This is a genomic window from Kitasatospora sp. NPDC004240, assembly GCF_053603215.1.
The window spans coordinates 87,938-113,744 of record NZ_JBSGFD010000003.1 but is presented as its reverse complement, the minus strand read 5'-3'; the positions used below and the strand labels follow the sequence as shown (position 1 = coordinate 113,744).

Here is a 25,807-nt window from a genome sequence, read left to right as displayed (position 1 = left end):
GGGCACTCCTCGGTGCTCGACGCTCTGGGGACCGGACCAGCATGTACGCGTCGAGGGAGGCCGAACAACGGCCGAAGCCGCAACGATCGTTAAGCCGGGCTTCACGAACCGCGGCCGAACGATCCCGAGCCGGGCCTCACGAACCGCGGCCGCCGGAAAATCCGGGTGCGCCGACGGCCCGCTGCGGCAAGACTGGGCCGGTCGCCGCCCCACGAGCGGGCCGGCCCTCCCCGAGAACCAAGGAGCCCCGTGCAGGGTGCAGTCGCCGTTTCGCCCGCCCAGATCCCCGAGCTGCTGCTGGGCCTGGCCACCGTCAGGCCGGTCTTCCTGTGGGGCGCGCCGGGGATCGGGAAGTCCTCGCTGGTACGGGCGTTCGCCGATTCGCTGGGCCTGGAGTGCGTCAGCCTGGTCGGCACCCAGCTCGCGCCGGAGGACCTCATCGGCGTTCCGCAGCTGACCCCGGAGGGCCGTTCGCGGTTCTGCCCGCCGGAGCACATCGCCCGTGACGAGCCGTACTGCCTGTTCCTGGACGAGCTCAACGCGGCCTCGCCGGACGTGCAGAAGGCGTTCTACTCGCTGATCCTGGACCGCCGGATCGGCTCGTACGAGCTGCCGCCGGGCTCCATCGTGATCGGCGCGGGCAACCGGGCCACCGACGGCGCGCTGGCCCGGCCGATGGCGTCCGCGCTGGTCAACCGGCTGGTCCACGTGCACCTGCGGGCGAGCGCCACGGACTGGCTGGCGTGGGCGGCCGGGGCGGGCATCCACCCGTGGGTGATCGACTACCTGACCGACCGTCCGGACCACCTGTGGTCGCCGCCGCCGAAGACCGAGGAGCCGTTCTCCACCCCGCGCGCCTGGCACATGCTCTCCGACGCGCTGCACTCCTTCGGGCCGACCCTGGAGGAAGACACCCTGAAGGTGCTCTCGTACGGGCTGTTGACGCCGCAGCACGCGGTGGCCTTCTGCGGGTACGCCAAGATCGTCCGCAACTCGTACGGGCTGGAGGCGATCCTCAAGGGCGACGCCCGCTGGCCGCACCGGCTGGAGGACCGCGACCTGCTCTACTACCTGGCCGACGCCTTCCGCGGCCGGCTGGTCAAGGAGCTGCCGGCGCGCAAGGAGCAGGCCTCCGGGGCGCTGCGGCAGACCGCGTACCGGGCCAAGTCGCTGCTGGTGCAACTGGCGGAGATCTCGGTGGAGGTCGCCCAGACGGTGATCGCGGACGGGCCGGACGGCAACCCGGTGCTGCCGGCGTGGTTCCTGATCGAGGCCGCCCGCGACATGCCGCGACTGGTGGAGGCGCGCCGGTGAGCGCCGCTACCCGGCGCGGGTCGCAGGCGCGGCGCAAGGCCGGCGCCCAGCAGGAGCAGAACAGGCCCGATCCCGCCGCCGAGGCCTTCACCCAGGGCCTGGAGATGCTGTACCGCAACACCGCCTTCGCCTCGCTGCGGCCGGGCATCTGCCGCGACGAGGACTGCGAGGTCCGTCCGGCCGACGGCTGGGCCGTGGTCGACTCGGTCGGCACGGTGCACGTGGACCCCCGCAGGCGGGCCGAACCCGCCGAGTGGGCCTGGGTGTTGGCGCACTGCCTACTGCACCTGGGCTTCGGGCACGTCCCGTCGGCCAAGGGCCGCCGGGTGCAGCCCGACGCGTACGAGACGGCCGCGCGCTGCGCGGTGGTCAACCGGTTCCTGGCGACCTTCCCGATGGGCCGGTCGCCGTTCGCCCTGCCGCACGAGCACCCCAAGGGCGACGAGGACGAGCTGGCCGAGCGCTGGCGCCGGGAGGGCCCGCCCCCGCCGGTGCCCGGGACGGCCGGGGCGCAGCCCGACCAACTGCTGGTGCCCTGCCCGGACTGGGACGACCCGGACGACTGGACCACCGCCTTCGCCGCGGCGCTCACCCGGACCATGTCCGCCGCGATGGACCTGGCGGGCGGGCGCGTCGACGAGACCACCGGCGAGCGGATGCCCGAGCGGCCCTGGCACCGGGCGCTCGGCTGGTTCATCTCCTCCTACCCGCTGCTCGGCGGGATCGCGGCCGGCCTCACCCTGGTCGCCGACGCCGAACTCGCCCGCGCCCAGGGGATCGCCATCGCCGCGGTCAACGCCGAGGCCGGCGAGATCTACCTCAACCCGCTGCTCCACTACAGCGACGAGGAGTGGCGCTTCATCCTCGGCCACGAGATGCTGCACGCCGCGCTGCGGCACGGCGAACGGTGCGGCGCCCGCGACCCGTACCTGTTCAACGTGGCCGCCGACTACGTCATCAACGGCTGGCTGCTGGAGATGGGCGTCGGCGAGATGCCCGAAGGCCTGCTGCACGACCCGCAGTTGAAGGGACTGTCGGCCGAGGAGGTGTACGACCGGATCGTCGGCGACCAACGGCGGCTGCGCCGGCTCGCCACCCTGGGCGGCAAGAACCGGCCGGACATCCTGGACCGGCCGCTCGACCGGGGTCGCAGCGACTACGTCGACCTGGACGACTTCTACCGGCGCGGCCTCCAGCAGGGCTTCGAGATGCACGGGCGCGACCGCGGGCTGCTGCCCGCCGGGCTGGTCGAGGAGATCCGCGCGCTGGCCCACCCGCCGCTGCCCTGGGACGCCCGGCTCGCCCGCTGGTTCGACGAGTTCGTGCCGACGCCCGAGCCGGTGCGGACGTGGTCGCGCCCGGCCCGGCGGCAGTCCGCCACCCCGAACATCCCCCGCGCCGGACGCCACCACCCGCCGGAGGAGCTGGCCCGCTGCACCTTCGGCGTGCTGCTGGACACCTCCGGCTCGATGGACCGGGTGCTGCTCGGCAAGGCGCTCGGCGCGATCGCCTCGTACGCGGCCGCCCGGGACGTGCCCGCCGCCCGGCTGGTGTGCTGCGACGCGGCGCCGCACGACCTGGGCTTCCTGCCGCCGGAGGAACTCGCCGGCCGGGTACGGCTGCGCGGGCGCGGCGGCACCGTGCTGCAGCCGGGCCTGGACCTGCTCGACCGGGCCGAGGACTTCCCGCGTGGCGCGCCGCTGCTGATCATCACGGACGGCGAGTGCGACGTGCTGCGGGTGCGCCGCGAGCACGCGTACCTGGTGCCGCGCGGCGCGACGCTGCCGTTCACCCCGCGCGGGCCGGTCTTCCACCTGCGCTGACCGGCCGACCGCAGGTGGGCCGGTCTCCACCTGCGCCGGCCGCGGGCGGGCCCAAATCGCCCGCAACCCGGCGCAAGGTGACGCCCACGGATAAATCGGTGGCCCGTCGTCGGTGCCCGCTCCTAGAGTGTGCGCGGATCGGCGGCGTGCGCTCCGATCGACGACGACGTCAGGGGGCGGCCATGCGCGTGCACTACCCGCGGACGCCGCACCTGCCCTGGTCACCGGGGGCGACGGCGGACGACGTGCGGACCGGCGACCCCTCGGGCCTGCGGGGTGCGGAGGTCGTCGTCACCGAGAAGCTCGACGGCGAGAACACCACCCTCTACCCGGACGGGCTGCACGCCCGGTCACCGGACTCGGCGCACCACCCCTCACGGGCCTGGGTGAAGGGGCTGCAGGGCCGGATCGGCGGGCGGATCCCGGCCGGCTGGCGGGTCTGCGGGGAGAACCTCTTCGCCCGCCACTCGATCCCGTACACCGACCTGGAGAGCTGGTTCTACGGCTTCTCGGTCTGGGACGCCGACGACCGCTGCCTCGACTGGGACGACACCGTGCGCTTCCTGCGGCGCCTGGGCGTGCCCGCCCCGCGGGTGCTCTGGCGGGGCCGTTACGACGAACGGGCCCTGCGGGCCCTGCGGTTGGACACCGAGCGGCAGGAGGGCTTCGTGGTCCGGACGGCCGAGGGCTTCCACCGGGCGGACTTCGGCCGACGGGCCGCCAAGTGGGTCCGCCCCCGGCACGTGCGCACCGACACGCACTGGATGCACGCCGCCGTCGTGGAGAACGGTCTCGGCCCGCGGGCCGCGCTCTGGGCCGTACGCTCCGGGGCGTCACCGGACGTACCGGCACTGCTGGCCGCGCTGGGCCTGGACGCTCCGGGTCCGCACCCGCCGGGTCCGCACACGCCGGGCCCGGACTCTCCGGCCGGGGTGCCGGTGCCCGCCGAGGACCCGGCCGTGGCCGAGGTGTCCGCGCGGCTCGACGAGCTCGGCCGCGGCGGCGACGCCCGGCTGGCCGGCGTGCTCGCCACCGTGCTGCGGTCGGCCCGGCGGGAGTGGCTGGGCCCACGCCTGGCAGCCCCGCTCGGCCTGCCGCTGGCCCGGCGGGTCGCCGACCTGGTCGGCCGTCACCCCGGCCTGCACCGACCGTACCCGGACGAGGAACGCCGCACCGGCCTGGTCCGGCTGTCCTTCGGCACCGACCTCGGGGTGCTGCACGCCGTCGCCGCGGCCGCCGCCGGCACCGCGGCCGACATCGGCCCGGCCGAGGCCCGCGAACAGGTGGCGTGGTCCGCCCTGCACGCCGAGGACGCCGGCCTGCTGGGCGAGGCACCGCTCGGCTGGCTGCGCGAGGGACTGCGCGAGGCCCTCGCCGGGCTCGGCCCCGACGCGGCCGACCGCTGCTGGGCGCAGGCCCGCGAGGCGTACGCGCTCAGCCGGATCGCCACCGTGGAGGAGGCGGTCGCGGCCTCCTGGCGCTGGCGGGACGGTCGCTTCCCCCGGTTGGTCCACCTGGTCGGGCCGTCGGGCAGCGGCAAGAGCACCTTCGCCGCCTCCCTCGCCGCCGCGACCGGCGCCACCAGGATCGGCCTGGACGAGCTGCGCGAGGCCCGCGGCTGCCGGGCGGACCAGCGGGACAACGCCGAGGTGCTGCGGGACGGCCTCGACCGGCTGGACACCGCCCTGACCGGCGACGCCACGGTGCTCTGGGACGCCACCTCGCTCAACCCGCACCAGCGCGCGCTGGTGCGGGGCGTCGCGCAGCGCCGCGACGCCCTGGTCACCCAGGTGGTGCTGCTGGTCGACGAGGCGGAGCTGGTGCGCCGCAACGCCGTCCGGCCGCACCCGGTACCGCCGGAGGTCCTCACCGCGCAGCTGCGCCGGTTCAACCCGCCCTACCCCGGCCAGGCGCACCGCACCCGGTACGTCGGGGCGGGCGGGCAGGTCGAGGACACCGCCGGCACGCTCCACGGAGAGGACATCTGATGCGCCCCGTCGAACAGATCTGCCACCGCGTCCGCTGGGACGCCCGCTTCGACCCGGCCCGGTTCCTGCTGGGCGTGCGCACCCGCGACGACCGGATCGAGCGGGTGCCGCTGGAGGCCTTCCTCGCCTCGGGCGACATCCCCTGGCACCGGGTCCGGCACGTCGAGGCCGACGGGGAGGTGTTGTGGGACCGCGCCGCCGGGGTGGACCTCCTCGACAGCGCGCGGGCCGGCCGACGCGCCGACCCGCGCCGGCTGCGGGCGCCGTTCTTCACCGCGCTGACCCCGTACGCCTGGCGGCCCGACGGGGGCTGGCGGCCCGCGGACGCGCCGGCGCCGGGCACCGCCGGGCCGTCCGCCGCAACCGCCGCCCCCGCCACGACCGAGCTGCGCGTGCTCACCTGGAACACCCTGTGGGACCGCTACGACGCCGAACGGATCGACACCGCCCGCCGCCGGCCCCTGCTGCTCGCCGCCCTGGAGGCCGCCGACGCCGACCTCATCGCCCTCCAGGAGGTCGAGCCCGCCCTGCTGGCCATGCTGCTGGAGGCGCCCTGGGTCCGGGCCGGGTACACGCTCGGCACCGACCCGCGCGGACGGGACGTCGACGCGTACGGGCTGCTGCTGCTCAGCCGGCTGCCGGTGCTGGAGGCGGCCCGGCACGTGCTCGGCCCGCACAAGGCCGTCACCGCCGTCACCGTGGCGACCGCGGGGGCGCCGCTGACGGCCGGCGCCGTCCACCTCAGCAGCGACCACTCGGCGGACGGCGCCGGCCGCCGGCTGGCCGAACTCACCCGGCTGGCCGAAGGGCTGGCCGGCGTCGAGGGCGACGTGCTGCTGCTCGGCGACTTCAACGACGGCCGCTCCGGCGCCGAGGGCCCGGCCGCCGCGCTCGGACTGCGGGACGCCTGGAGCGAGTACCACGGCGCGGCCGACGACACCCCCACCTTCGACCCGGCCGCCAACCCGCTCGCCGCGGTGTCCTCGCTCTCCGGCCGGGCCTCCCGGCTGGACCGCGTGCTGCACCGCGCGCCGGACGCCCGGGTCACCGCCGCCGTCCTGCACGGCGACCGCCCGGCCGCGGACGGGCTGTACCCGTCCGACCACTTCGGCGTCGCCGTCGGCCTCACCCTCGGCGGGCCCGCGCCGCAGGAGTCGCTCGACGCGGCCCCGACCGCCCGCACCGCCGTGGCCTGGCTGCCGCCCGAGGAGCTGTGGCCGCCGGTCCAGGAACTGCGCGCGGTGTACGACCCCGGGCTGCGCCGCTGGCCGCCGCACGTCAACCTGCTGTTCGGGTTCGTCCCGGAGGCCGAGTTCGAGCGGGCGCTGCCGCTGCTGGGCGCGGCCGCCGCCGAGGTGGCGCCGTTCACGGCCCGGCTGGAGGGCGTGCACACCTTCGGCCACCGCGAGGACGCCACGGTGTGGCTGGATCCCGCCGCCGGATCGCCGGCCCCGTGGGCGGCGCTGCGCCGGGCGCTGGAGCGGCGCTTCCCCGGGTGCCGCGGCCGGGCGCAGGGGTACACCCCGCACCTGACCCTGGGGCGCAGCGACGACCCCCGGCGGGCGGCGGCCGACTGCGCGGCGCGGCTGAACGGGGTGTCGGCCCGGGTGGGCGAGCTGGTGCTGCTGTCACGCCGGGGCGAGGAGCCGATGCGTCCGCGCGCGGTGATCGCCCTGGGCACGGGCGAGGTGCGTCGGATCCCCGAGGAGCCGGTGGTCCCGCCGCCCTCGGTCCGGCAGGTCAGGCCGGACGAAGCGGCGGCGGCCCGGCGGGTGACCGAACGGGTGGCGGGCGCGCTTGCGGGCGCGCCGACGGAGGGCGTGGTGCACCTGGTCGGATCGCGCCGGCTGGGCTGCGCGAGCGCCGGCGCCGACCTGGACCTGGTGGCGGTGCTGCCCGGCGAGGCCGATCTGTCCCGGGTCCGCGCCCTCGTCACGGCGGCCCTCCCGGGTGCCCGGCGGGTCCGCGAGGTGCGCGGCGCCCGGGTGCCCGGGCTGCGACTGGAGGCGGAGGGGCTGGACGTCGACCTGGTCGTGGTCTTCACCGGCGCGCCCGGGGCCCCGCCCGGCCCGGCCCCCGCCGAGGCGGTGGGGCGGCGGGAGGAGCTCGGCGCGGCGGCGGCGGTCGCGCTGAGCGCGGTCGGGGACGCCGAGGCGCTCCTCGCCGTGCTCGACGGCCGTCACGAGCGGTTCGCCCGGCTGTCGCGGGAGGTGAGGGCCTGGGCGCGGGCGCGCGGCCTGGACTCCGCGCCGTTCGGCCAACTGCCCTCGATCGCCTGGTCGGTGCTGGCCGCCCGGACCGTCCTGGAGGCGGACGGCCTCGCCCCGGAGGCCCTGTTCCGGCGGTTCCTGGAGACCTGGGCCGCCTGGGACTGGCGCACACCCGTGAGCCTGCCCGGCCGTCCGCCGCACGGGCCGTCGTCGGACCCGGTGACGGGCCTGGTGTCGGCCCCGGCCACGGACACGGTGATGGCCGCGGACCCGGTGACCGTGCTGACCCCGTCCGCGCCGGTCCGCTCCTGCACCACCCAGGTCGGCGCGGGCGGTGCCCGTCTGCTCGCCGAGGAGCTGTACCGGGCGTGGGAGATCGTGGCGGAGGCGGAGGCCGCCGGCGGCGATCCCTGGCCCGATCTGCTCACCCCTCCCCCGCTGCACGACCGGCACCCGGCCTGGGCCGTGGTCACCGTCCCGCCGGGGAGCCGGCCGGAGGGCTTCGAGGAGACCCTGGGCGCCGTACGCGGCCGCATCAGGGCCCTGCTCACCGCCCTGGAGGACGCCGGGGTGACGGACGCCCACGCCTGGCCCCGGCCGTTCGAAGCCTCCCCGGGCGCGGCCGGCTTGGCGATAGGCCTCGGCCGTACGGCACCGGACGCGGACGCATTCGCCAGGATCGCCGCCGGCTGGTGCCGGGGGCTGCCGGGCGTCCGGCTGGAACTGGTGGACGGGGGCGGCGTACCGACCCTCGACTGAGCACGGCAGCCGATCGCAACCGGGCGGGGGCGGCCCGGGAACGCCGGCCTCCGTATCCCGCCGCATCCCGCCGGACGGCCCCGGTGGGCTCCGGCACCGCGCTGACCAGGGCGAACACGCCCTACGGGAGGGGCGTTACCGAATCTCCACCGTCGCGCGGGACTTGGCATGACTGAAACACCGTCAGGCCGGGCATACCATCGGTAGCCCGTCGAGGGACCCGGCCGAAGCTCCCCCACGAGCGCGACCGGGCCCCTCACTGACGGCCCGGGCCTGGACGTGACTTCCCCCACGAAGCGCGACCAGGCCCGCATCCTTTTCAACCTGCGACACGCAGCGTACATGCCAGTTCCACGTAACGCTACCGCCGGACGGAAACTCGCACCGTCCCGGCCACTTCGCGCCGACCGGATCCCGGCCCCTCCCGCGACCCGGCACCCGCACCGCGACCGCGCGGCCGGAGAGCGGGGAACGGGAACCCGGAGAACCCCGGGCACCCGTCCGCGCCCCTCAGGCCCCGACGTAGTCCGCGAGGCGCTCGTTTGTAAGGGTGGGGCGGGCGGCGACCAGGTCGGCGGGGGCCCCCTCGAAGACCACCCGGCCGCCACCCACCGGGCGGTCCAGCAGCCCGAGCAGCCGCTCCACGTCCGCCGGGCGCAGACCTCACGCCGCCGCGCCAGGCCCACTCGGCCGCCAACGAGGCGCCGACAGCGAGGCGCCGACAACGAGGGGAGTGGCCCCACGGCCCGATCGGCCGGATCGAGGGCGGCGCCCACACCTTCACGGACAGGGGCGGACCGTTCGTAGGCGTACTCTCGGAGGGCGAGCCGAACCCGTACGCGACGGGACCGCATCCCGGGGACCTCCGCCAGCCGCGCCCTCCGGCCACTCCGGCCCGGGCCCACGGGTTCACCGCTCGTCGAGTACGTCCGAGCGGGTCCCGAGAGGTCCCGAACGCCCCGCGCGTTCCGGACCGGGAATCCCGGGTACCCGTTCGGCCCATCCCGGATCGTCGTGACGGTCCGCAGTTCCCACACTCGGAGGCGGGGGTGGAACAACCGGGGGTGGACTCAACCGGAGAGGCATCCTCATGAGCAACGGCCTACGCCGCGCGGTCGCGGCGGCCGCAGTGGTCACCCTCGGTCTCGGACTGGCGTCCTGCGGCAGTGCCAAAGAATCCTCCGGAGGTGGCGGGTCCACCGGAACCGCGGCCGGCGGCACGGCCGGCGCGATCCGGATCGGGCTGCTGCTGCCGGAGACCAAGACGACGCGCTACGAGCAGTTCGACCGGCCGCTGATCGAGCAGAAGATCAAGGAGCTGGCACCGCAGGCGCAGATCGACTACTACAACGCCAACGAGAACGCCACCACCCAGCAGACCCAGGTCGACACCGCCCTCACCAAGGGCGACCAGGTCCTGATCCTGGACGCCGTGGACTCCAAGTCGATCCAGTCCTCCGTGCAGAAGGCGCACGACGCCGGCGTGAAGGTGGTCTCCTACGACCGCCTGGCGCAGGGGCCGGTCGACTCGTACGTGTCGTTCGACAACAAGAAGGTCGGCGAGCTGCAGGGGCAGGCGCTGGTCGCCGCGGTCGGCGACAAGGCGGGCGCCGGGTCGATCATCATGATCAACGGCTCCCCCACCGACCCCAACGCCGCCGACTTCAAGGCCGGCGCGCACAGCGCCATCGACGGCAAGCTGAAGATCGGCAAGGAGTACGACACCCCCAACTGGGACCCGAACAACGCCAACCAGGAGGCCTCGGCGGCGATCACCGCCATCGGCGGACCCAATGTGGTCGGCGTCTACTCCGCCAACGACGGCATGGCCGCCGGCATCGCCACCGCCCTCAAGGCTGCCGGCCTGAGCGTGCCCCTCACCGGGCAGGACGCCCAGCTGGACGCCGTGCAGCGGATCCTGGCGGGCACCCAGACGATGTCGATCTACAAGCCGTTCAAGCCGGAGACCGACACCGCGGCGGCGATGGCCGTGGCCTACGCCCAGGGCAAGACCCCGGACGCCGCGCTGGTGCCCACCACCGTCACCAACGGCAGCGGCCACAAGGCGGCCGCCAACCTGATCACCCCGATCGTGCTGACCAAGGACAACATCAAGACCACCGTGGTGGCCGACGGCCTCTACACCGTCCCGCAGATCTGCACCCCGGACTACGCCGCAGCCTGTCAGGCCGCCGGCCTCCAGTAGCCGAACGGGCCCAGCCCTCGGTCACCGAACGGGCCTGGCCGAAGAACCGTAGCCGAACAGCTGTGGCCGACCGGGCCCAGCCGGACGCGCCCCGCCTCCACCGTCGAGGCGGGGCGGAGGAGAAGGTCATGCCAGGCGAGACCGTACTGGCCCTGCGCGGGGTCTCCAAACGGTTCGGCGCCGTCCAGGCGCTCACCGACATCGAGTTGGAAGTGCACGCCGGCGAGGTGGTCGCCCTGGTCGGCGACAACGGCGCCGGGAAGTCCACCCTGGTGAAGTCCATCGCCGGGGTGCACCAGCCGGACGACGGCGTGATCGAGTGGCAGGGCCGCCCGACCACCATCCACCGTCCGCAGGAGGCCCAGCACCTGGGCATCGCCACCGTCTACCAGGACCTCGCGCTCTGCGACAACCTCGACGTGGTCGGGAACCTCTTCCTCGGCCGCGAGATCCGGCGCTTCACCATCCTCGACGAGGTCGCGATGGAGAAGCGCTCGCGCGCGCTGCTGGACACCCTCTCCATCCGCATCCCCAGCGTACGGATCCCGGTCGCCTCGCTCTCCGGCGGTCAGCGCCAGGTGGTGGCGATCGCCCGCGCGCTGATCGGCTCGCCCAAGGTCGTGATGCTGGACGAGCCCACCGCCGCCCTCGGCGTCGAGCAGACCGCCCAGGTGCTCGACCTGGTCGAGCGGCTGCGCGACCAGGACCTCGGCGTGATCCTGATCAGCCACAACATGGCCGACGTGATGGCCGTAGCGGACACCGTCGCGGTGCTGCGCCTGGGCCGCAACAACGGCGTCTTCGACAAGCGCTACACCAACCAGGAAGAGATCATCTCGGCCATCACCGGCGCCACGGACAACGCGGTGACCCGTCGGAAGGCCCGTGGTTCGGAGGGCTCCCAGTGACCGACCAGACACCCGGCGGCGAGCGCCACCACCGCCCGCTGCCCGAGGACAGCATGCCCAAGGGCGGCGTCAACGCCCCCGTGCCGGTCGCCCCCGAGGCCACCCCGGCGATCGACCCCCGGCTGATCGTGCGGCAGGAGGGCATCAAGGGCTACCTCGGCGAGTTCCGCCGCCGGATCACCAGCGGTGAGCTCGGCTCCGTCCCGGTGGTGCTGGCGCTCATCGTGATCTGGGCCGTCTTCGGCAGCCTGAACAGCGCCTTCCTCTCCGCCCAGAACCTCTCCAACCTCTCCCAGCAGATCGTCGGCACCGGCATGATCGCCATCGGCGTGGTGTTCGTGCTGCTGCTCGGCGAGATCGACCTCTCGGTCGGCTCGGTCAGCGGTCTGTGCGCCGCCATCTTCGCCGTCCTCAACGTCACCAACGGCGTGAACGAGTGGGTGGCGCTGTTCTCCGCCATCGCCGGCGGCGCGGTCGTCGGCTTCATCCAGGGCTTCTTCTTCGCCAAGGTCGGCGTGCCCGCCTTCGTCGTCACCCTCGCCGGTAACCTCGGCTGGAACGGCCTGATGCTCCAGATCCTGGGCGCCAGCGGCACCGTCAACCTCTCCGGCAACGACATCGTCTCCCAGCTGTACAGCACCATCTACAGCCAGCAGATCGCCGCGTACGGCGCGGCCGCGATCGGTGTGCTGCTCTTCCTCGGCGCCTCGCTGCTGGACTCCCGGCGCCGCCAGGCCGCCGGCGTGCCGTCCCGCCCGATCACGGACATCGCGCTGCGGACCGCCCTGCTCGCGATCATCGCCTTCCTGGCCGCGTACACCCTCAACCAGTACAAGGGGCTGCCGCTGGCCCTGCTGATCTTCCTGATCTTCATCGTGGTGCTGGACTTCGTGCTGCGCCGCACCTCGTACGGCCGGCAGGTCTTCGCGCTCGGCGGCAACATCGAGGGCGCCCGGCGTGCCGGCATCAACGTGCCGTGGATCCGGATCAGCGTCTTCACCATCTGCTCCACCATGGCGGCCATCGGCGGTCTCTTCCTGGCCGCGCAGATCCAGTCGGCCAGCCAGACCTCCGGCGGCGGCAACCTGCTGATGAACGCCATCGCGGCGGCCGTCATCGGCGGCACCAGCCTCTTCGGCGGACGCGGCAGCACCTGGTCGGCGCTGCTCGGTGCGCTGGTCATCGGCTCGATCCAGTCCGGGATGAACATCCAGGGCCTCAGCAACGCCATCCAGTTCATGATCACCGGTCTGGTGCTGCTGGCCGCGGTGGTCGTCGACTCCCTAGCCCGGCGCACCCAGCGGGCCGCCGGCCGCGCCTGAACCCGGCGGACGCCCGGGCCGGCCTCCGGCTGGCCCGCCGGCCCCAACCGGTCCCCGGCCTCCCGCGCGCGTCCTCCCCGGCGCTGCGGGGCCGGGGGCCGCACGCTGCCCCCGGCGTGGGTCCCGCCCGACCATGGCGCCGGCCCGGCCCGACGCGGCCCCGGTCAGCGCGGCCCCCGCCGGCGTGGCGTCCGGGCCACCGCGTCCAGCGCCCGGCCCACCAGGGCCCCCGCGTACACCGTGTAGCCCACGCCGATCAGCCAGGACAGCACCACCAGCACCGTGCCGACCGGCCCGTACGAGACCGCGTTGGACACCACCAGCGGCGCGAACACCAGACGCGAGAACACCCGCAACCCCGCCAGCGCCATCACCGTGACCACCGCGCCGGGCAGCAGCCGCCGCCAGGCGATCCGGCCGCCGAGCAGCAGCCACGGCAGCCAGCAGAACAGCACCAGCCCGCCGCCGAGCGTCACCACCACGCGCAGCGCCGACCAGACGGGGCTGCCCGGCCACGGCACCCCGCTCCAGGCGGCGACCAGCACGTAGCCGACGAGCCCGACCAGCGCGAGGGCCTGCCGCCACACCCCGCGCCACGCGCCGGCGCGCAGCTGCCAGATCCGCTCGAAGGCGTTCTGGACCGAGCCCATCAGGGTGACCCCGAAGACCGCCAGCAGGGCGAGACCGAAGGCCGTGGTGGTGCTCAGCACCTCCCGCCGGGAGGCGAACAGCTCGTTCACCGCCCGCGCACCCGCGGGATCCAGACCGAGCCCGTCGGTCACCCAGTCCGCGATGCCGCTGCCGCCGGTCGGCGAGGCCGCCGCGATCACCACCAGCAGCGGGACCAGCGTCACGAAGCAGAGCGCGCCGAACGCCATCGAACGGTGCAGCAGCTCCACCTCGCGGCCCCGCCGCCACACCCCCGCCACCACGGCCCTCAGCCGACGCACCGGATGGCCCCGGGCATGCCCGGCCACCCCCTTCAGGGGCTCGACGGGGTGCCGGGAAGTCATCGTGGGCCGTCCAGCGGGCGTGGGACCGGGGCGTGGGACCGACAAGGGAGCGGCTACCCCGGCGCCTCCGCCTCATGCGCGCTTCACCCGTCTCCCGCGCGCCTCCCCCGCGGCACGCGCGCCGCCACCCGGGCCCGGTCGGTTGCCGCCACCCGGGCCCGGTCGGTTTCGGAGCGCGCCCGCCGCGCAGACGCCCGGGGAGAGCGACCGTACGGCGGAGGAGCGGCCATGAGAACGGTGACCTGGAACCACGGGCAGGGCGGGGCGGTGAGGTTGCCGTCCGCCACCGGTGCCGCCGGGCGGAGCGGCGCGGGTCCGGACACCGGAGGCGACCGTGCCACGGCATGAACTGGCCGGCCGCGTCGCACTGGTCACCGGCTCCTCGCGCGGCCTGGGCCTGCTGATCGCCGGCGAGCTCGCCGACCGCGGCTGCCGGGTGATGCTCTGCGCCCGCCCCGGCAGCGAACTGGCCCGCGCCGAACAACTGCTCGCCGGACGCCGCGGTCCGGTCGCCTCCACCGCCTGCGACCTGCTCACCCCGGACGCCCCCGCCCTGCTGGTCGAGGCCGTACGGCGCTGCTACGGCGGGCCGGTGGACATCCTGGTCAACAACGCCGGAGTGATCCAGGTCGGGCCGTGGTCCGCGCTCACCGAGCAGGACTACCGGACCGCCTGGGAGGGCATGGCGATGGCCCCGCTGCGCCTGGCGCTCGCCGTCCTGCCCGAGATGCGCGCCCGCCGCGACGGCGCGATCGTCACCGTCAGCTCGATCGGCGGCCGCATCCCGGCCCCGCACCTGCTCCCGTACGTGATGGCCAAGTTCGCGGCCACCGGGTTCTCCTCCGCCCTGCGGGCCGAGCTCTCCGGCACGGGCGTACGGGTCACCACCGTCCTGCCCGGGCTGATGCGCACCGGCTCGCACAACGCCGCCTCCTTCGCCGGCCGGCCCGAGCGCGAGTACGCCTGGTTCGCGACGGCCGCGTCCCTGCCGCTGCTGTCGATGGACGCCGGGCGGGCGGCCCGGGCGATCGTCCGCGCCGTCGAGTGGGGCCGGCCCGAACTGGTGCTGACGCCCTTCGCCAAGCTCGCCGTCCGGGCGTACGGTCTGGCGCCGGCCACCACCGGCCGGCTGCTGGCCGCCACCGCGCGCCTCCTCCCGGGCGCCGGACACCGCCCGCAGCACGCCGTGACCGGCGCCGACGCGGCCGCGCACTTCCGCGCGGACGGCCCGCTGGAGCGCCTCACCGCCCTCGGCACCCGCGCCGGCGCGCGCCTCAACGAACCCCCGGCCCACTGGCGGCACACCACCGGCTGACACCCGCCGGTGGTGTGCCGCCCGCGGTGCCGGTTTCCTCCGCCGCCCCCGGGGAAGCCGCCGCGCGACGGGGCGTGGAAGGACGGGGCGGAAGGAGAGGTGCGTCGTGATCGCCGTTCACCAGGCACGGCCGGACGGGCTCCGGCCGCCCGTCACGGCCGTGCGCCGGCTGGTGCCGGGGCTGCGGCTGCTCTGCTGGGAGGCCGCCTGCGGGCGCCGCCGGTACCGGCTGGCCGCCGCTTCCGCGGCGGCGCTCGGCCTGCTCGCCGTAGGACTGCCGAGCGTGTGGCCGGCGCTGGGCGCGGTCGGCCTGCTCTGCGTCCCCATCGCACTGCTCTGCCTGTCGGGCACGGCCGGGCGGCTGCCGGTCACGGCGGGACACCGGAGCGCAGGGCGGGACCGCGGAGCGCGGGGCAGGTCGCCCGCCGGGCGTGGCCCCCGGGCAACGGGGTAGACGCGGGCCGGGAAGCCAACGGCAAGGGGGTGGACGCGGGCCGGGAAGCCAACGGCAAGGGGGTGGACGCGGGCCGAGGAGGACCGTCATGAGCAGCCATCGCACGAACCGTCCGCTGCACCTCGAAGAGCCACTCGAACAGCAGGACCGGCCCGAAGCGGGTGGGCACGACCCCGGCGCCGAGCCGGAGGACGAGGGCATCCCGGACCTCCAGGACGGCTCTCCCGCCCAGCAGTGGTCGAACGATCCCGAGCGACAGGCCGTCCCGGGCGACGCACCGGCCGCGGCCGAGTCCTTCGGCACGACGGGCGCCGAACAGGCGGCCGGCGAGTCGCTGGCGGATCGGCTGGCCCAGGAGGAGCCCGAGCCGGATCCGCTCAAGGCCGTCTCCGGCCCGCCGGAGGAGGCCGCCGGACGGATCGCCCTGACCGATCCGCACGCCGACCTGCACGCCGAGGCCCCCGGGGACGACGCCGGCCTGTCGGCCGAGGAGGAGGCGGTCCGGGTCCGGTACGAGGACGGCGAACCCCCGGCCGACGAACCCCCGGGCGGTGTGGAGGGGTCCTGACCCCTCCACCCGTCCGCCCGCCGCCGTCCCGGACCCCGGATCCCATGTGCCGCACCGTCGAGGAGGAACCGACGTGACACCCGTCCGCACCGCACTGTTCGACGTCGACGGGACACTCGTCGACACCAACTACCTGCACACGCTCGCCTGGTGGGAGGCGCTGCGCCAGTACGGCCACCGGGTGCCGATGGCCCGGATCCACCGGTCCGTGGGCATGGGCGCCGACCAGCTGCTCGGGCATCTGCTGGGTCCGGACCGCGACCGGGACGAGGACTCCGTACTGGCGGCCGCCCACGGCGCCCTGTTCGGCCGCTTCGGATCCGTACTGGAACCCCTCGACGGCGCCCGGGACCTCCTCCGGGAGTGCGCGGCCCGCGGTTGGACGGTCGTCCTGGCCACCTCCGCCTCCTCGCGCGAGCTGGCCCGGCTGCGCCGGGTGCTCGACGCCGACGACGCGATCACCGCGGCCACCCACGCCGACGACGTGCCGGCCAGCAAGCCGGCCCCCGATCTGGTGCACGCCGCGCTCTCGCTGGTGGACGGCGATCCCGAGCACGCGGTGTTCGTGGGCGACACGGTGTGGGACGTCCGGGCGTGCCGGACGGCGGGCGTGCCCTGCGTCGGCCTGGAGTCGGGCGGGTTCTCCGCGGCCGAACTGCTCGGTTCCGGGGCCCTGGAGGTGCATCCGGCGGCCGCGGACCTCCTCGCCGGGCTCGACGACAGCGTGCTGGCGCGGCCCCGGGCGTTCGGCTGAGCGGACACCCGTCTGCCGGACGCCCGCCCGTACGGCGGCCCTAGCGGCGGCCGCGTCCGGTCAGCCCGCGGCGGTGGCCGCCCGGGCCAGGGCGTCCAGGACGGGCCGGATGAGCGGGTGGCCGTCCGCGCCGGCCCGTACGGCGGCGAAGACGCGGCGGGTGGCGAGCGCGCTGTCCACCGGGCGGACGGCCACCTCGGCCAGGTCGGTGCCGCGCAGCGCCGAACGCGGCACCAGGGCCACCCCGGCGCCGGCCGAGGCGAGGGCGACCACGGCCCGGAAGTCGTCCGAGGAGTGCACCAGGCGCGGCTGGAAGCCGGCGTACTCGCAGGCCAGCAGCACCACGTCGTGGCAGGGGTTGCCCGGGTAGGGGCCGATCCAGGGCTCGTCGGCGAGGTCGGCGACGGCGATCGGACCGTCCCCGGCGGCCAGCGGGTGGCCCAGCGGCAGCACGGCCTCGAAGGGCTCGGCGTACAGCGGGACGCGGGTCAGCCGGGCGTCGTCGGCCCGCGGGGCCCCGCGGTACTCGACGGCGACGGCCAGGTCGGCGCGGCCGTCCAGGACCATCGGGAGGCTGGCGTCGCCCTCGGCGTCCAGCACCTTCAGCCGTACGCCGGGGGCCCGGCCGGCGAGGGTGCCGATGGCGGGGGCGACCACCAGGGCGATGCCGGTGGCGAAGGCGGCGACGGTGACCTCACCGGAGACGCCGGCGCTGTAGGCGGCCAGATCGGCCTCGGCGCGTTCGAGCTGGGCGAGGACGGCGTCGGCGTGGCCGAGCAGGATCTCCCCGGCGGCGGTGAGCCGCACGCCCCGGCCCTCGCGGGCCAGCAGGTGGTGGCCGGTCTCCTGCTCCAGCGCGGCCAGCTGCTGGGAGACCGCGGAGGGGGTCAGGTAGAGGGCGGCCGCCGCGGCGGTCACGGTGCGGTGGTCCGCCACGGCCCGCAGGGTCCGCAGCCGTCTTGCGTCGATCACAGGGCAATTCTGCCAGCGGGGAGGGGGCGGGCGGGCCGGACCGGAGGGCCGGAGGTGGGCGGGGGCCCGGGCCGGGGTGCGGGTCGTCCATGCCGGCGTCGTCCACGCCGGGTGTCCGCGGTCGGGGTGTCCGTGCCGGGGTGTCCGCGGTCGGGAGTGGGAGGCGGGCGGGGGCCGGCCTCCCACTCCCGGGCGGGAGGGTGGGGCAGGTGGTTCTGGGGGCCGTGCGGTACGGCGTGGCGTGGCGCGGTGCCGCGCAGTGGAGTGCAGCCGCGGGCACAGGGTCCCGGGCTCCCGGGGTACGGCCGGGGTCCGGTTCCGCGTACGGCCGGGAGGTACCGGGCCCGGGGGGACCGGGCCCGGTGGCGCGGGGGCCGGGAGGTTACTCGCCCAGGGCGGCGCGGGCGTCCACGAAGGCGGCCACGGCGCGCTCGACGTCCTCGGTCGAGTGCGCGGCGGACAGCTGCACCCGGATCCGGGCCTGGCCGTGCGGGACGACCGGGAAGGAGAACCCGATCACGTACACCCCGCGCTCCAGCAGCAGCTCGGCGAGCCGGCCGGCCTTGGCCGCGTCGCCGATCATCACCGGGGCGATCGGGTGGTCGCCCGGCAGGATCTCGAAGCCGGCCTCGGTCATCTTCGAGCGGAACAGCGCCGTGTTGGCGGCCAGCTTCTCGCGCAGGTCGGTGGAGCGCTCGACCAGGTCCAGCACCTTGAGCGAGGCGGCGGCGATCACCGGCGCCAGCGAGTTGGAGAACAGGTACGGGCGCGAGCGCTGGCGCAGCAGGGCGACGATCTCGCGGCGGGCGGCGACGTAGCCGCCGGAGGCGCCGCCGAGGGCCTTGCCGAGGGTGCCGGTGATGATGTCCACGCGGTCCATCACGCCGTGCAGCTCGGGGGTGCCGCGACCGCCCTGGCCGACGAAGCCGACGGCGTGCGAGTCGTCGACCATGACCATGGCGTCGTAGCGCTCGGCGAGGTCGCAGATCTCGCGCAGCGGGGCGACGTAGCCGTCCATGGAGAAGACGCCGTCGGTGACGATGAGGCGGCGGCGGGCGTCCTGGGTCTCCTTGAGCTGGCGCTCCAGGTCGGCCATGTCGCGGTTGGCGTAGCGGTGGCGGCGGGCCTTGCACAGGCGGATGCCGTCGATGATGCTCGCGTGGTTGAGGGCGTCGGAGATGACCGCGTCGCGCTCGTCGAGCAGGGTCTCGAAGACGCCGCCGTTGGCGTCGAAGCAGGAGGAGTAGAGGATCGTGTCCTCCTGGCCGAGGAAGGCCGAGAGGCGGTTCTCCAGCTCCTTGTGCACGTCCTGGGTGCCGCAGATGAAGCGGACCGAGGCCATGCCGTAGCCCCAGCGGTCCAGGGCGTCCTTGGCGGCGTCGAGCACCTCGGGGTGGTCGGCGAGGCCGAGGTAGTTGTTGGCGCAGAAGTTCAGCACCTCACCGGGGCGTCCACCCCCGGTGACGGTGACGGCGGCGCTCTGCGGGGTGCCGATCACCCGCTCGGGCTTGAAGAGGCCGGCCTCGCGGATCTCGGCGAGGGTGGCGGCGAGGTCGTCGCGCACGTTGTCGAACACAGCAGCTCCTTGGCGGGATGTCGGACGGTCCAGCGGGGTGTCAGACGGTCCAGCGGAATGTCAGACGGTCCAGTCGAGGATGACCTTGCCGCAGCGGCCGCTGGCGGCGTCCTCGAACGCGGACCGGAAGTCGCTCACGGGGTAGCGGCCGGTGATCACCGGGCTGAGGTCGAGGCCGCCCTCCAGCAGGACGGACATGGCGTACCAGGTCTCGAACATCTCACGGCCGTAGATGCCCTTGATGGTGATCATCGAGGTGACGACGGAGGCCCAGTCGACCGGGAACTGCTCGGCGGGCAGACCGAGCATGGCGATCTTCCCGCCGTGGGTCATGTTGGCGATCATCGACTGGAGCGCCTCGGGGCGGCCGGACATCTCCAGACCGACGTCGAAGCCCTCGCGCAGGCCGAGCTTCTGCTGGCCCTCCTCGATGGTGTGCTCGGCGACGTTCAGCGCGAGCGTGACGCCGACCTCGCGGGCCAGGTCGAGGCGGTACTGGGAGACGTCGGTGATCATGACGTTGCGGGCGCCGGCGTGCTTGGCGACGGCGGCGGCCATGATGCCGATCGGGCCGGCACCGGTGATCAGCACGTCCTCGCCGACCAGGGGGAAGGACAGCGCGGTGTGCACGGCGTTGCCGAACGGGTCGAAGATCGCGGCGACGTCCAGGTCGACGGGCACCCGGTGCACCCAGACGTTGCTCGCCGGCAGGGCGACGTACTCGGCGAACGCGCCGTCGCGGCCGACGCCCAGGCCGATGGTGTTGCGGCACAGGTGGCGGCGGCCGGCCAGACAGTTGCGGCACTTGCCGCAGACCAGGTGGCCCTCGCCGCTGACCAGGTCGCCCACGGCGATGTCGGTCACGGCGGCGCCGATCTCGGCGACCTCGCCGACGAACTCGTGACCCAGCACCAGCGGGGTGGTGATGGTCTGCTGCGCCCAGCCGTCCCAGTTGCGGATGTGCAGGTCGGTGCCGCAGATGCCGGTGCGCAGCACCTTGATCAGCACCTCGCCGGGGCCGATGACAGGCTTGGGGACGTCCATCAGCCAGAGCCCGGGCTCGGCCTTGTGCTTGACGAGTGCCTTCACTGCGAACGGCTCCTGACGGGAACGGAGAACGGAGGGGCGGCCTGGGGTGGGCAGGCCGGCGTGGCCCGGTGGGCGGCCGGTCCTCGCCGCCTCGTCCCCGGGCACGGAGCAATCTGCCTGGTGGGAGCGGGTGCGGTCCATCGAGGAATTCTTAAGGACCACCACAGCTGGGCTAAACGATCGTGCCCGAGCCGGGCCCGCGGCCGGTCGCGGCGTGCCGGAGGCCACCCGTTCGGAGCACCACGCCGGGGGTGAACTCCGCCGCACGCGATGACCCTTGACGCTTCGTACGATGATCGCCGGAAGCTGTGGCGCCCGCCGCGGCCGCTCCGATATGGTCTGGACCACTTACGCGGCCGGGGGCTCTGGGGCCCGCCGGCGCGCCCCACCGGCCGACCTGGAGTCGTCATCAACGCCAAGAGCAGCACCGCCGGAAACGCCGCGAGCGACGCCGTCGGCGGCGGGGGTGGTATCGCCGGCGGGGGGCGTGCGGGTGGCGGCGGGGGGCGCGTGAGCGTGGGGGGCGCCGGGGGCGGTATCGCGGGCGGGGGGCTCGGCGCGGGTGGTGCGCGTGCCGGGGGCGGCGGGGGCGCCGGGGGTGGTGGCGGCGGTCCGGAGCGACTCACGCTGCCCGATCTGCTGGACCACCGGGCCGCGGCGCACCCCGAGCGGCTCGCGCTGGTGGTGCCGGGCGGTACCGGGCTCACGTACGGGCAGTGGCGGCGGCAGGCCGTCCGGGCGGCGCACGGGCTGGTCCGGGCGGGGGTACGGCCCGGCGACCGGGTGGCGCTGCGGTTCACCAACGCCCGGTGGGACCGGTACGCCGTCGCCTTCCTCGCCGCGCACTACGCGGGCGCCGCCGCGCTGGTGATCCGGGAGGACCTCACCGAGTCGGACGCCGAACACCTGGCCGGGCTGGCCGGGGCCGGGCTGACCGTCCACGACGGCGGCCGGGCGGGGCTCGCGGGCATCGATCTGGAGGGGCTGATCGGCCATGAGGGATCCGGCACGGAAGGGCCTGCGGGTACGGCGGGGCCTGCCGGGCCTGCGGGGCCGCTGGAGCCGGAGGAGCCGCCGCACCGTCCGGAGCCCGGGGACCTGGCCCAGATCATCGGCACCTCCGGCACCACCGGTGCGCCCAAGGCCGTCCACGCCGCGCACGCCAGCCTGACCGCCGGGCTGCGGCTCAACCCGCGCCCCCGCCCGTACGCCCACTCGAAGTACGCCGTGCACGCCTTCCCGATCGGCACCAACGCCGCCCAGGTGGTGCTGGTGAGCGCGCTCACCGGACAGCCCGCCACCGTCTGCCTGCCGCGCTTCGACGCCGAGGAGTTCGGGCGGGCGGTGGCCGGGTACGGCGTCGGGACGGTGTTCCTGGTGCCCTCGATGGCCGTCGAGCTGCTGAACTCCGGGATCGCCGAACGCCACGACCTCTCCGGTGTGCTGCTGGTCAGCTGCTCCGCCGCCGCCCTGCCGGGCGCGGTCGCCACCGGACTCGCCCGGGTACTGCCGAAGGCGACCCTGGTCAACACCTACACCTCCGCCGAGGCCTCCCCCGCGCAGATCTCCGCGATCGTCGACCCGGCCAGGCCCGGTTCGGTGGGCCGCCCGGCCGACCCCGGTGACCTGCGGATCCTCGGCGCCGACGGCGCACCCGTGCCGCCCGGGGACACCGGCGAGATCTGGCTGCGCCAGCCCGGACCGCCGCGCGGCTACCTCGGTGACCCGGAGCGCAGCGGCGCGGTGTTCCGGGACGGCTGGGTGCGGATGGGTGACCTGGGACGGCTGGACGAGGACGGCTACCTGCACCTGGTCGACCGGGAGAGCGACATCGTCAAGTCCGGCGCGCTGAAGGTCTCCACGCTGCGGATCGAGGAGGTGCTGCACGAGCACCCGCAGGTCGCCGACGCCGCCGCGCTGGGCGTGCCGCACCCGGTGATGGGCAGCGTTCCGGTGGCCGCCGTCGTCCCGGCGGCCGGCGGGCTGGACCTGGACGCGCTGCGGCTGTTCCTCGGCGAGCGCCTCGCCCGGCCCGAGCTGCCGGTGCGGATCCTGGTCGTCGACGCGCTGCCGCGCAACCCCAGCGGCAAGGTGCTCAAGCCGCTGCTGCGGGCCCGCTTCGAGGAACCGGCGGCGGCCGGCTCGCCGGGCACCCCGCCGGCGGGCGAACCGGAGCTGAGCCTGGCGGCGCTGTGGCGGCGGGTACTGGGCCGGCCGGTCCGGGCGGTCGAGGAGGAGTTCTTCGCGCTCGGCGGGGACTCCTTCCGGGCGGTGCAGCTGGCCGCCGCGATCTCCGCCGAGTTCGGGGTGACGGCCGGGACGGCGCTGGTCTTCGAGCGGCCGTCGCTGCGGGCACAGGCCGCGTGGCTGGGTGCGGCGGTGGCGGCAACCCGGGGGCGGGCACGGGGCGCGGGCATTCACGGAAGTGCGGACGATCACCGAGGCGTGAGCGTTCACGAGAACGTGAGCGATGACGGTGGCACTCACGTTCACGGTCACATCGGCATTCACGGCACAGCCAATGTTCACGAGAACATGAACATCCGCGTCAACGTTAACGCTCAAGCCTTCACGAATATTCACGAAACCGTGAACGCCGCCGAGGTCTCCCCCTTCCTCACCGAACTGCGCGCCCAGGACCACGGGGTGCCGCTCACCTCCCAGCAGGAGAACTTCCTGCGCTGGACGGCCGAGGCGCCGGGCCGCAACATCGGGGTGATCCCGGTGGTGTTCCGGGTGGCCGACCGGCTGCGGACCGATGTGCTCGACCGGGCCCTGACCGAGGCCGTCCGGCGCCACCCGGCGCTGCGCACCCGGTTCGAGCCGGTCCCCGGCGCCGCGCCCGGGGTACTGCGCGCGGTCGTGGACGAGGAGCCACGGACCGCCGTTCTGGCGCTGGACGGTGCCGGCTGGAGCGACGAGCGGATCTCGGAGCGGCTGATCGCCGAACGCGACCGCCCCACCGACCTGGCCCGCGACCCGATGACCCGTCTGGTGGTGATCAGCCGCGGCCCCGAGGAGCACATCGTCCTGCTGGCCGTGCACCACCTGGTCTCCGACGGCTGGTCGGCCGGCGTCCTGCTCCAGGAGCTCGGCGTGCTGTACTCGGCGCTGCGCCGGGGCCGACCGGCGCCGCCGCCCCGGCCGGGCCCGGCGTACGGGGAACTGGTGGCCTGGTCCAACGCCCACTGGCCGGCCTCGCGCGCGCATTTCGCCCGGTCGCTGGCGGGCGCGCCGGAGGCGGTGCACCCGTTCCCGGGCCGGAACGAGGTCGAGACGGCCCTGATCGGCGCGCACCGCTTCACCGTCCCCGCCGAGCGGGTCGCGGCATTGGGGGCGCGGGCCGCCGCGCTCGGCGCGACGCCGTTCCTCGCGCTCGCGGCGGTATGGAGCGGGGTACTGGCCGCGCACAGCGGCGCGAGGGACCTGGTGCTGATGACCCCGGTGCCGGGCCGGACCCGCCCGGAGGCGGAGCGGGCGGTCGGCTGCTTCGTCCAGTCACTGCTGGTGCGGGTGGACGCGAGCGGTTCCCCCGGCTTCGCCGAGCTGCTGACGCGGGTGCGCGCCGCCTCCACGGCCGCCCTGGACCACCAGCTGTACCCGTTCGCCGAGTTCAGCCCGAGTGTGCCGTTCGCCGCCTGGGTGCGTTACGAGAGCTGGAACGCCCCGGCGCAGCTGCCGGGTCTGGCCTGTACCGAGTGGGAGCTGCCGCGCAACGTCACCCAGCCGTGGCCGATGCCGGGCGGCGACCGGCACGTGCCCGAGCTGATGGCGGCCGAGCAGCCGGACGGTTCGCTGCGCTGCTGGCTGCGCCACAACGAGCTGGCCTTCACCTCCGAGGTGATCGCGGCTCTGGCGCAGCGGTTCGAGACGGCCCTGACCGAGGCAGCGGGCACCACAGCGGCCGCGGCGATGGGCACCGGAACAACCACGGCACAGGGCACCGCCGCGGGTGCGGTTCGGGCACCGGACGGAGCGGGTTCGGGCGGTGACCCCACGAACAGGTGAGCTCACCGGGCGTACCGGTGGGGAGCGGTCTACGTTGGCGATCGACCCCCACAAGGCCCCGTGGAGCGTGGCTCCGGGGCCGTCCGCCCGTCAGAGAGGTTCGCCCCCATATGACCAGGAACCGGTGGTCGCGGACGACCGTACCGGCCCTCGCGCTGGCCGGACTGCTGGCCGGTCTGCTGGCCGGCTGCTCCGGAGCCCCGCCGAGTGCCACCGGCCCGGCCCCGGTGACGGCGGTGCCGGCGGTGGACAGCCCGTCCCCGTCGCCGGGCAGCCCGGCGGCGGGCGGGAGCGGGACACTGGTGCCGCTCGACCAGGTGACGAGCCGGCTGGACGCGGCGATCCAGCAGGTGATGGGCCAGGCCGGCGTCCCGGGCGTGATCGTCTCGGTCAGCACGCCGGACAGCCGGTACGAGAAGGCCTTCGGGATCGCCGACAAGGCCACCGGCGAGCAGATGTCGACCGGGCTCAACACCCGGATGGGCAGCGTGACCAAGACCTTCACCGTCACCGCCCTCCTGCGGCTGGTCGACCAGGGCAAGGTGGGCCTGGACGACCCCATCGGCAAGTACATCGAGGGCGTGCCCAACGGCGACCGGATCACCCTGCGCCAGCTCGCCGGGATGCGCAGCGGGCTGTTCCCGTACACCTCGGACGAGGAGTTCGTGAACCAGCTGCTGGCCGACCCCAACCGGCCTTGGAGCCCGCAGGAGTTGCTGCCGTACAGCTTCCGGCATCCGGTGGACTTCGAGCCGGGGGCGCAGTTCGAGTACTCCAACACCAACACCGTGCTGCTGGGGCTGGTCGTGGAGAAGGTGACCGGGCAGCCGCTGCGGGACGTGATCGCGCGGGAGGTGTCGGAGCCGGCCGGGCTGGACCGCACGCTGTTCCCGGTCGCCGCCGAGTTCCCCGACCCGCACGCGCACGGCTACACCAACCAGACGCCCAGCGGGGCGGTCACCGACGCCACCGACTGGGACCCGTCCTGGGGTTGGGCCGCCGGCGCGATGATCTCCGACCTGGAGGACCTCAAGTCCTGGGCCCGGGTCATGGCCACCGGCACCCTGCTCACCCCGGCCACCCAGGCCGAACGCACCACCTGGCCGCCGACCGGCGTCCCGGACACCTCGTACGGCCTCGGCATCTTCATCAACCACGGCTGGGTCGGCCACAACGGCTCGCTGCCCGGCTACCAGACCGTGGCGGTCTACCTGCCGGCGGCGCAGGCCACGCTGGTCATCATCAGCAACACCGACATCGCCTACCAGGGTTCGGAGCCGTCCACCCTGCTGGCCAGGGCGATCACCGAGATCGTCTCGCCGGACAACGTGTACGACTTCCCGGCCGCCTCCGCCACCGCCTCGCCCACCGCGCCGGCCACCGGGTCCGGTGCCGGCACCAACAGCGGCACCGGCACCGGCGAGCGGTCGCCCGCGGTCTCACCGCCCTCCACGGTCTGACTCTCCACGGTCTGACCCTCCCCGCCCCGTCGCCCTCGCTGTCCGGCGCACGTCCCAGGTGTCGAAGT

At 74.9% G+C, this 25,807-nt stretch carries 18 protein-coding genes; 13 read left to right on the top strand and 5 right to left on the bottom strand.

Annotated features, from left to right (window positions below; all coding sequences use genetic code 11):
• The first annotated feature begins 249 nt into the window (after nucleotides 1-249).
• From ACWEQL_RS01700 to ACWEQL_RS01685, 4 genes are all read left to right on the top strand, one after another.
• Nucleotides 250-1,314, top strand: coding sequence for an ATP-binding protein (locus ACWEQL_RS01700; protein WP_452148126.1), 1,065 nt, complete (start codon nucleotides 250-252; stop codon nucleotides 1,312-1,314).
• Nucleotides 1,311-3,137 (top strand): vWA domain-containing protein, encoded by a 1,827-nt coding sequence (locus ACWEQL_RS01695; protein WP_452148125.1) that lies wholly within the window; start codon nucleotides 1,311-1,313, stop codon nucleotides 3,135-3,137. Before ACWEQL_RS01700 ends, ACWEQL_RS01695 begins: the two co-directional genes overlap by 4 nt.
• 182 nt (nucleotides 3,138-3,319) lie before the next feature.
• Nucleotides 3,320-5,125 (top strand): RNA ligase family protein, encoded by a 1,806-nt coding sequence (locus ACWEQL_RS01690; protein WP_452148124.1) that lies wholly within the window; start codon nucleotides 3,320-3,322, stop codon nucleotides 5,123-5,125.
• Complete coding sequence (locus ACWEQL_RS01685) at nucleotides 5,125-8,094, top strand: poly(A) polymerase (protein ID WP_452148123.1); 2,970 nt, start codon at nucleotides 5,125-5,127, stop codon at nucleotides 8,092-8,094. Before ACWEQL_RS01690 ends, ACWEQL_RS01685 begins: the two co-directional genes overlap by 1 nt.
• Before the next feature lie 510 nt (nucleotides 8,095-8,604).
• Here the strand turns inward: ACWEQL_RS01685 and ACWEQL_RS01680 are convergent.
• Nucleotides 8,605-8,739, bottom strand: a complete 135-nt coding sequence (locus tag ACWEQL_RS01680) for a hypothetical protein (RefSeq protein WP_452148122.1) — start codon at nucleotides 8,737-8,739, stop codon at nucleotides 8,605-8,607.
• 445 nt (nucleotides 8,740-9,184) lie between these two features.
• On the opposite strand from ACWEQL_RS01680, the gene ACWEQL_RS01675 reads away from it, so the two are divergent.
• From ACWEQL_RS01675 to ACWEQL_RS01665, 3 genes are all read left to right on the top strand, one after another.
• Nucleotides 9,185-10,300, top strand: a complete 1,116-nt coding sequence (locus ACWEQL_RS01675; RefSeq protein WP_452148121.1) for a substrate-binding domain-containing protein — start codon at nucleotides 9,185-9,187, stop codon at nucleotides 10,298-10,300.
• Between the two features lie 128 nt (nucleotides 10,301-10,428).
• Nucleotides 10,429-11,208 carry an ATP-binding cassette domain-containing protein gene (locus tag ACWEQL_RS01670; protein WP_452148120.1) on the top strand — a complete coding sequence of 260 codons (780 nt, stop codon included), beginning with the start codon at nucleotides 10,429-10,431 and terminating at the stop codon, nucleotides 11,206-11,208.
• Nucleotides 11,209-11,261: 53 nt separating this feature from the next.
• Nucleotides 11,262-12,530 (top strand): sugar ABC transporter permease, encoded by a 1,269-nt coding sequence (locus ACWEQL_RS01665; RefSeq protein WP_452148143.1) that lies wholly within the window; start codon nucleotides 11,262-11,264, stop codon nucleotides 12,528-12,530.
• 164 nt (nucleotides 12,531-12,694) lie between these two features.
• On the opposite strand, the gene ACWEQL_RS01660 is transcribed toward ACWEQL_RS01665, so the two are convergent.
• On the bottom strand, nucleotides 12,695-13,462 hold the full coding sequence (locus ACWEQL_RS01660) for a YhjD/YihY/BrkB family envelope integrity protein (RefSeq protein WP_452148119.1): 768 nt from the start codon (nucleotides 13,460-13,462) through the stop codon (nucleotides 12,695-12,697).
• 415 nt (nucleotides 13,463-13,877) lie between these two features.
• Between ACWEQL_RS01660 and ACWEQL_RS01655 the strand changes: the two genes are divergently transcribed.
• The 4 genes from ACWEQL_RS01655 to ACWEQL_RS01640 all read left to right on the top strand — a co-directional run bounded on the left by ACWEQL_RS01655 (nucleotide 13,878) and on the right by ACWEQL_RS01640 (nucleotide 16,634).
• Complete coding sequence (locus ACWEQL_RS01655; RefSeq protein ID WP_452148118.1) at nucleotides 13,878-14,858, top strand: SDR family NAD(P)-dependent oxidoreductase; 981 nt, start codon at nucleotides 13,878-13,880, stop codon at nucleotides 14,856-14,858.
• A gap of 106 nt (nucleotides 14,859-14,964) precedes the next feature.
• Nucleotides 14,965-15,312 carry a hypothetical protein gene (locus ACWEQL_RS01650; protein ID WP_452148117.1) on the top strand — a complete coding sequence of 116 codons (348 nt, stop codon included), beginning with the start codon at nucleotides 14,965-14,967 and terminating at the stop codon, nucleotides 15,310-15,312.
• Nucleotides 15,313-15,400: 88 nt separating this feature from the next.
• Nucleotides 15,401-15,880: a DUF5709 domain-containing protein gene (locus tag ACWEQL_RS01645; protein ID WP_452148116.1), complete on the top strand. Its 480-nt coding sequence runs from the start codon at nucleotides 15,401-15,403 to the stop codon at nucleotides 15,878-15,880.
• A gap of 73 nt (nucleotides 15,881-15,953) precedes the next feature.
• Complete coding sequence (locus tag ACWEQL_RS01640) at nucleotides 15,954-16,634, top strand: HAD family hydrolase (RefSeq protein WP_452148115.1); 681 nt, start codon at nucleotides 15,954-15,956, stop codon at nucleotides 16,632-16,634.
• 60 nt (nucleotides 16,635-16,694) lie between these two features.
• On the opposite strand, the gene ACWEQL_RS01635 is transcribed toward ACWEQL_RS01640, so the two are convergent.
• The 3 genes from ACWEQL_RS01635 to tdh form a co-directional block, all read right to left on the bottom strand.
• Nucleotides 16,695-17,606, bottom strand: coding sequence for a LysR family transcriptional regulator (locus ACWEQL_RS01635; protein ID WP_452148114.1), 912 nt, complete (start codon nucleotides 17,604-17,606; stop codon nucleotides 16,695-16,697).
• A 382-nt stretch (nucleotides 17,607-17,988) separates the two neighbouring features.
• Nucleotides 17,989-19,182, bottom strand: coding sequence for a glycine C-acetyltransferase (locus tag ACWEQL_RS01630; RefSeq protein WP_452148113.1), 1,194 nt, complete (start codon nucleotides 19,180-19,182; stop codon nucleotides 17,989-17,991).
• 60 nt (nucleotides 19,183-19,242) lie between these two features.
• Complete coding sequence (gene tdh, locus ACWEQL_RS01625; RefSeq protein WP_452148112.1) at nucleotides 19,243-20,271, bottom strand: L-threonine 3-dehydrogenase; 1,029 nt, start codon at nucleotides 20,269-20,271, stop codon at nucleotides 19,243-19,245.
• Nucleotides 20,272-20,781: 510 nt separating this feature from the next.
• Here tdh and ACWEQL_RS01620 point away from each other — a divergent pair.
• Together ACWEQL_RS01620 and ACWEQL_RS01615 are read left to right on the top strand one after the other, a co-directional pair.
• Nucleotides 20,782-24,279 carry an AMP-binding protein gene (locus tag ACWEQL_RS01620; protein WP_452148111.1) on the top strand — a complete coding sequence of 1,166 codons (3,498 nt, stop codon included), beginning with the start codon at nucleotides 20,782-20,784 and terminating at the stop codon, nucleotides 24,277-24,279.
• A 110-nt stretch (nucleotides 24,280-24,389) separates the two neighbouring features.
• Entirely contained in the window at nucleotides 24,390-25,739 is a 1,350-nt protein-coding gene (locus ACWEQL_RS01615) for a serine hydrolase domain-containing protein (protein WP_452148110.1), read from the top strand.
• Nucleotides 25,740-25,807 lie beyond the last annotated feature (68 nt).

Coding starts and splice junctions, on each gene's coding strand:
- ACWEQL_RS01675 (WP_452148121.1), top strand. CDS start 9,185: ATGAGCAACGGCCTACGCCGCGCGGTCGCGGCGGCCGCAGTGGTCACC.
- ACWEQL_RS01690 (WP_452148124.1), top strand. CDS start 3,320: ATGCGCGTGCACTACCCGCGGACGCCGCACCTGCCCTGGTCACCGGGG.
- ACWEQL_RS01670 (WP_452148120.1), top strand. CDS start 10,429: ATGCCAGGCGAGACCGTACTGGCCCTGCGCGGGGTCTCCAAACGGTTC.
- ACWEQL_RS01615 (WP_452148110.1), top strand. CDS start 24,390: ATGACCAGGAACCGGTGGTCGCGGACGACCGTACCGGCCCTCGCGCTG.
- ACWEQL_RS01665 (WP_452148143.1), top strand. CDS start 11,262: ATGCCCAAGGGCGGCGTCAACGCCCCCGTGCCGGTCGCCCCCGAGGCC.
- ACWEQL_RS01685 (WP_452148123.1), top strand. CDS start 5,125: ATGCGCCCCGTCGAACAGATCTGCCACCGCGTCCGCTGGGACGCCCGC.
- ACWEQL_RS01645 (WP_452148116.1), top strand. CDS start 15,401: ATGAGCAGCCATCGCACGAACCGTCCGCTGCACCTCGAAGAGCCACTC.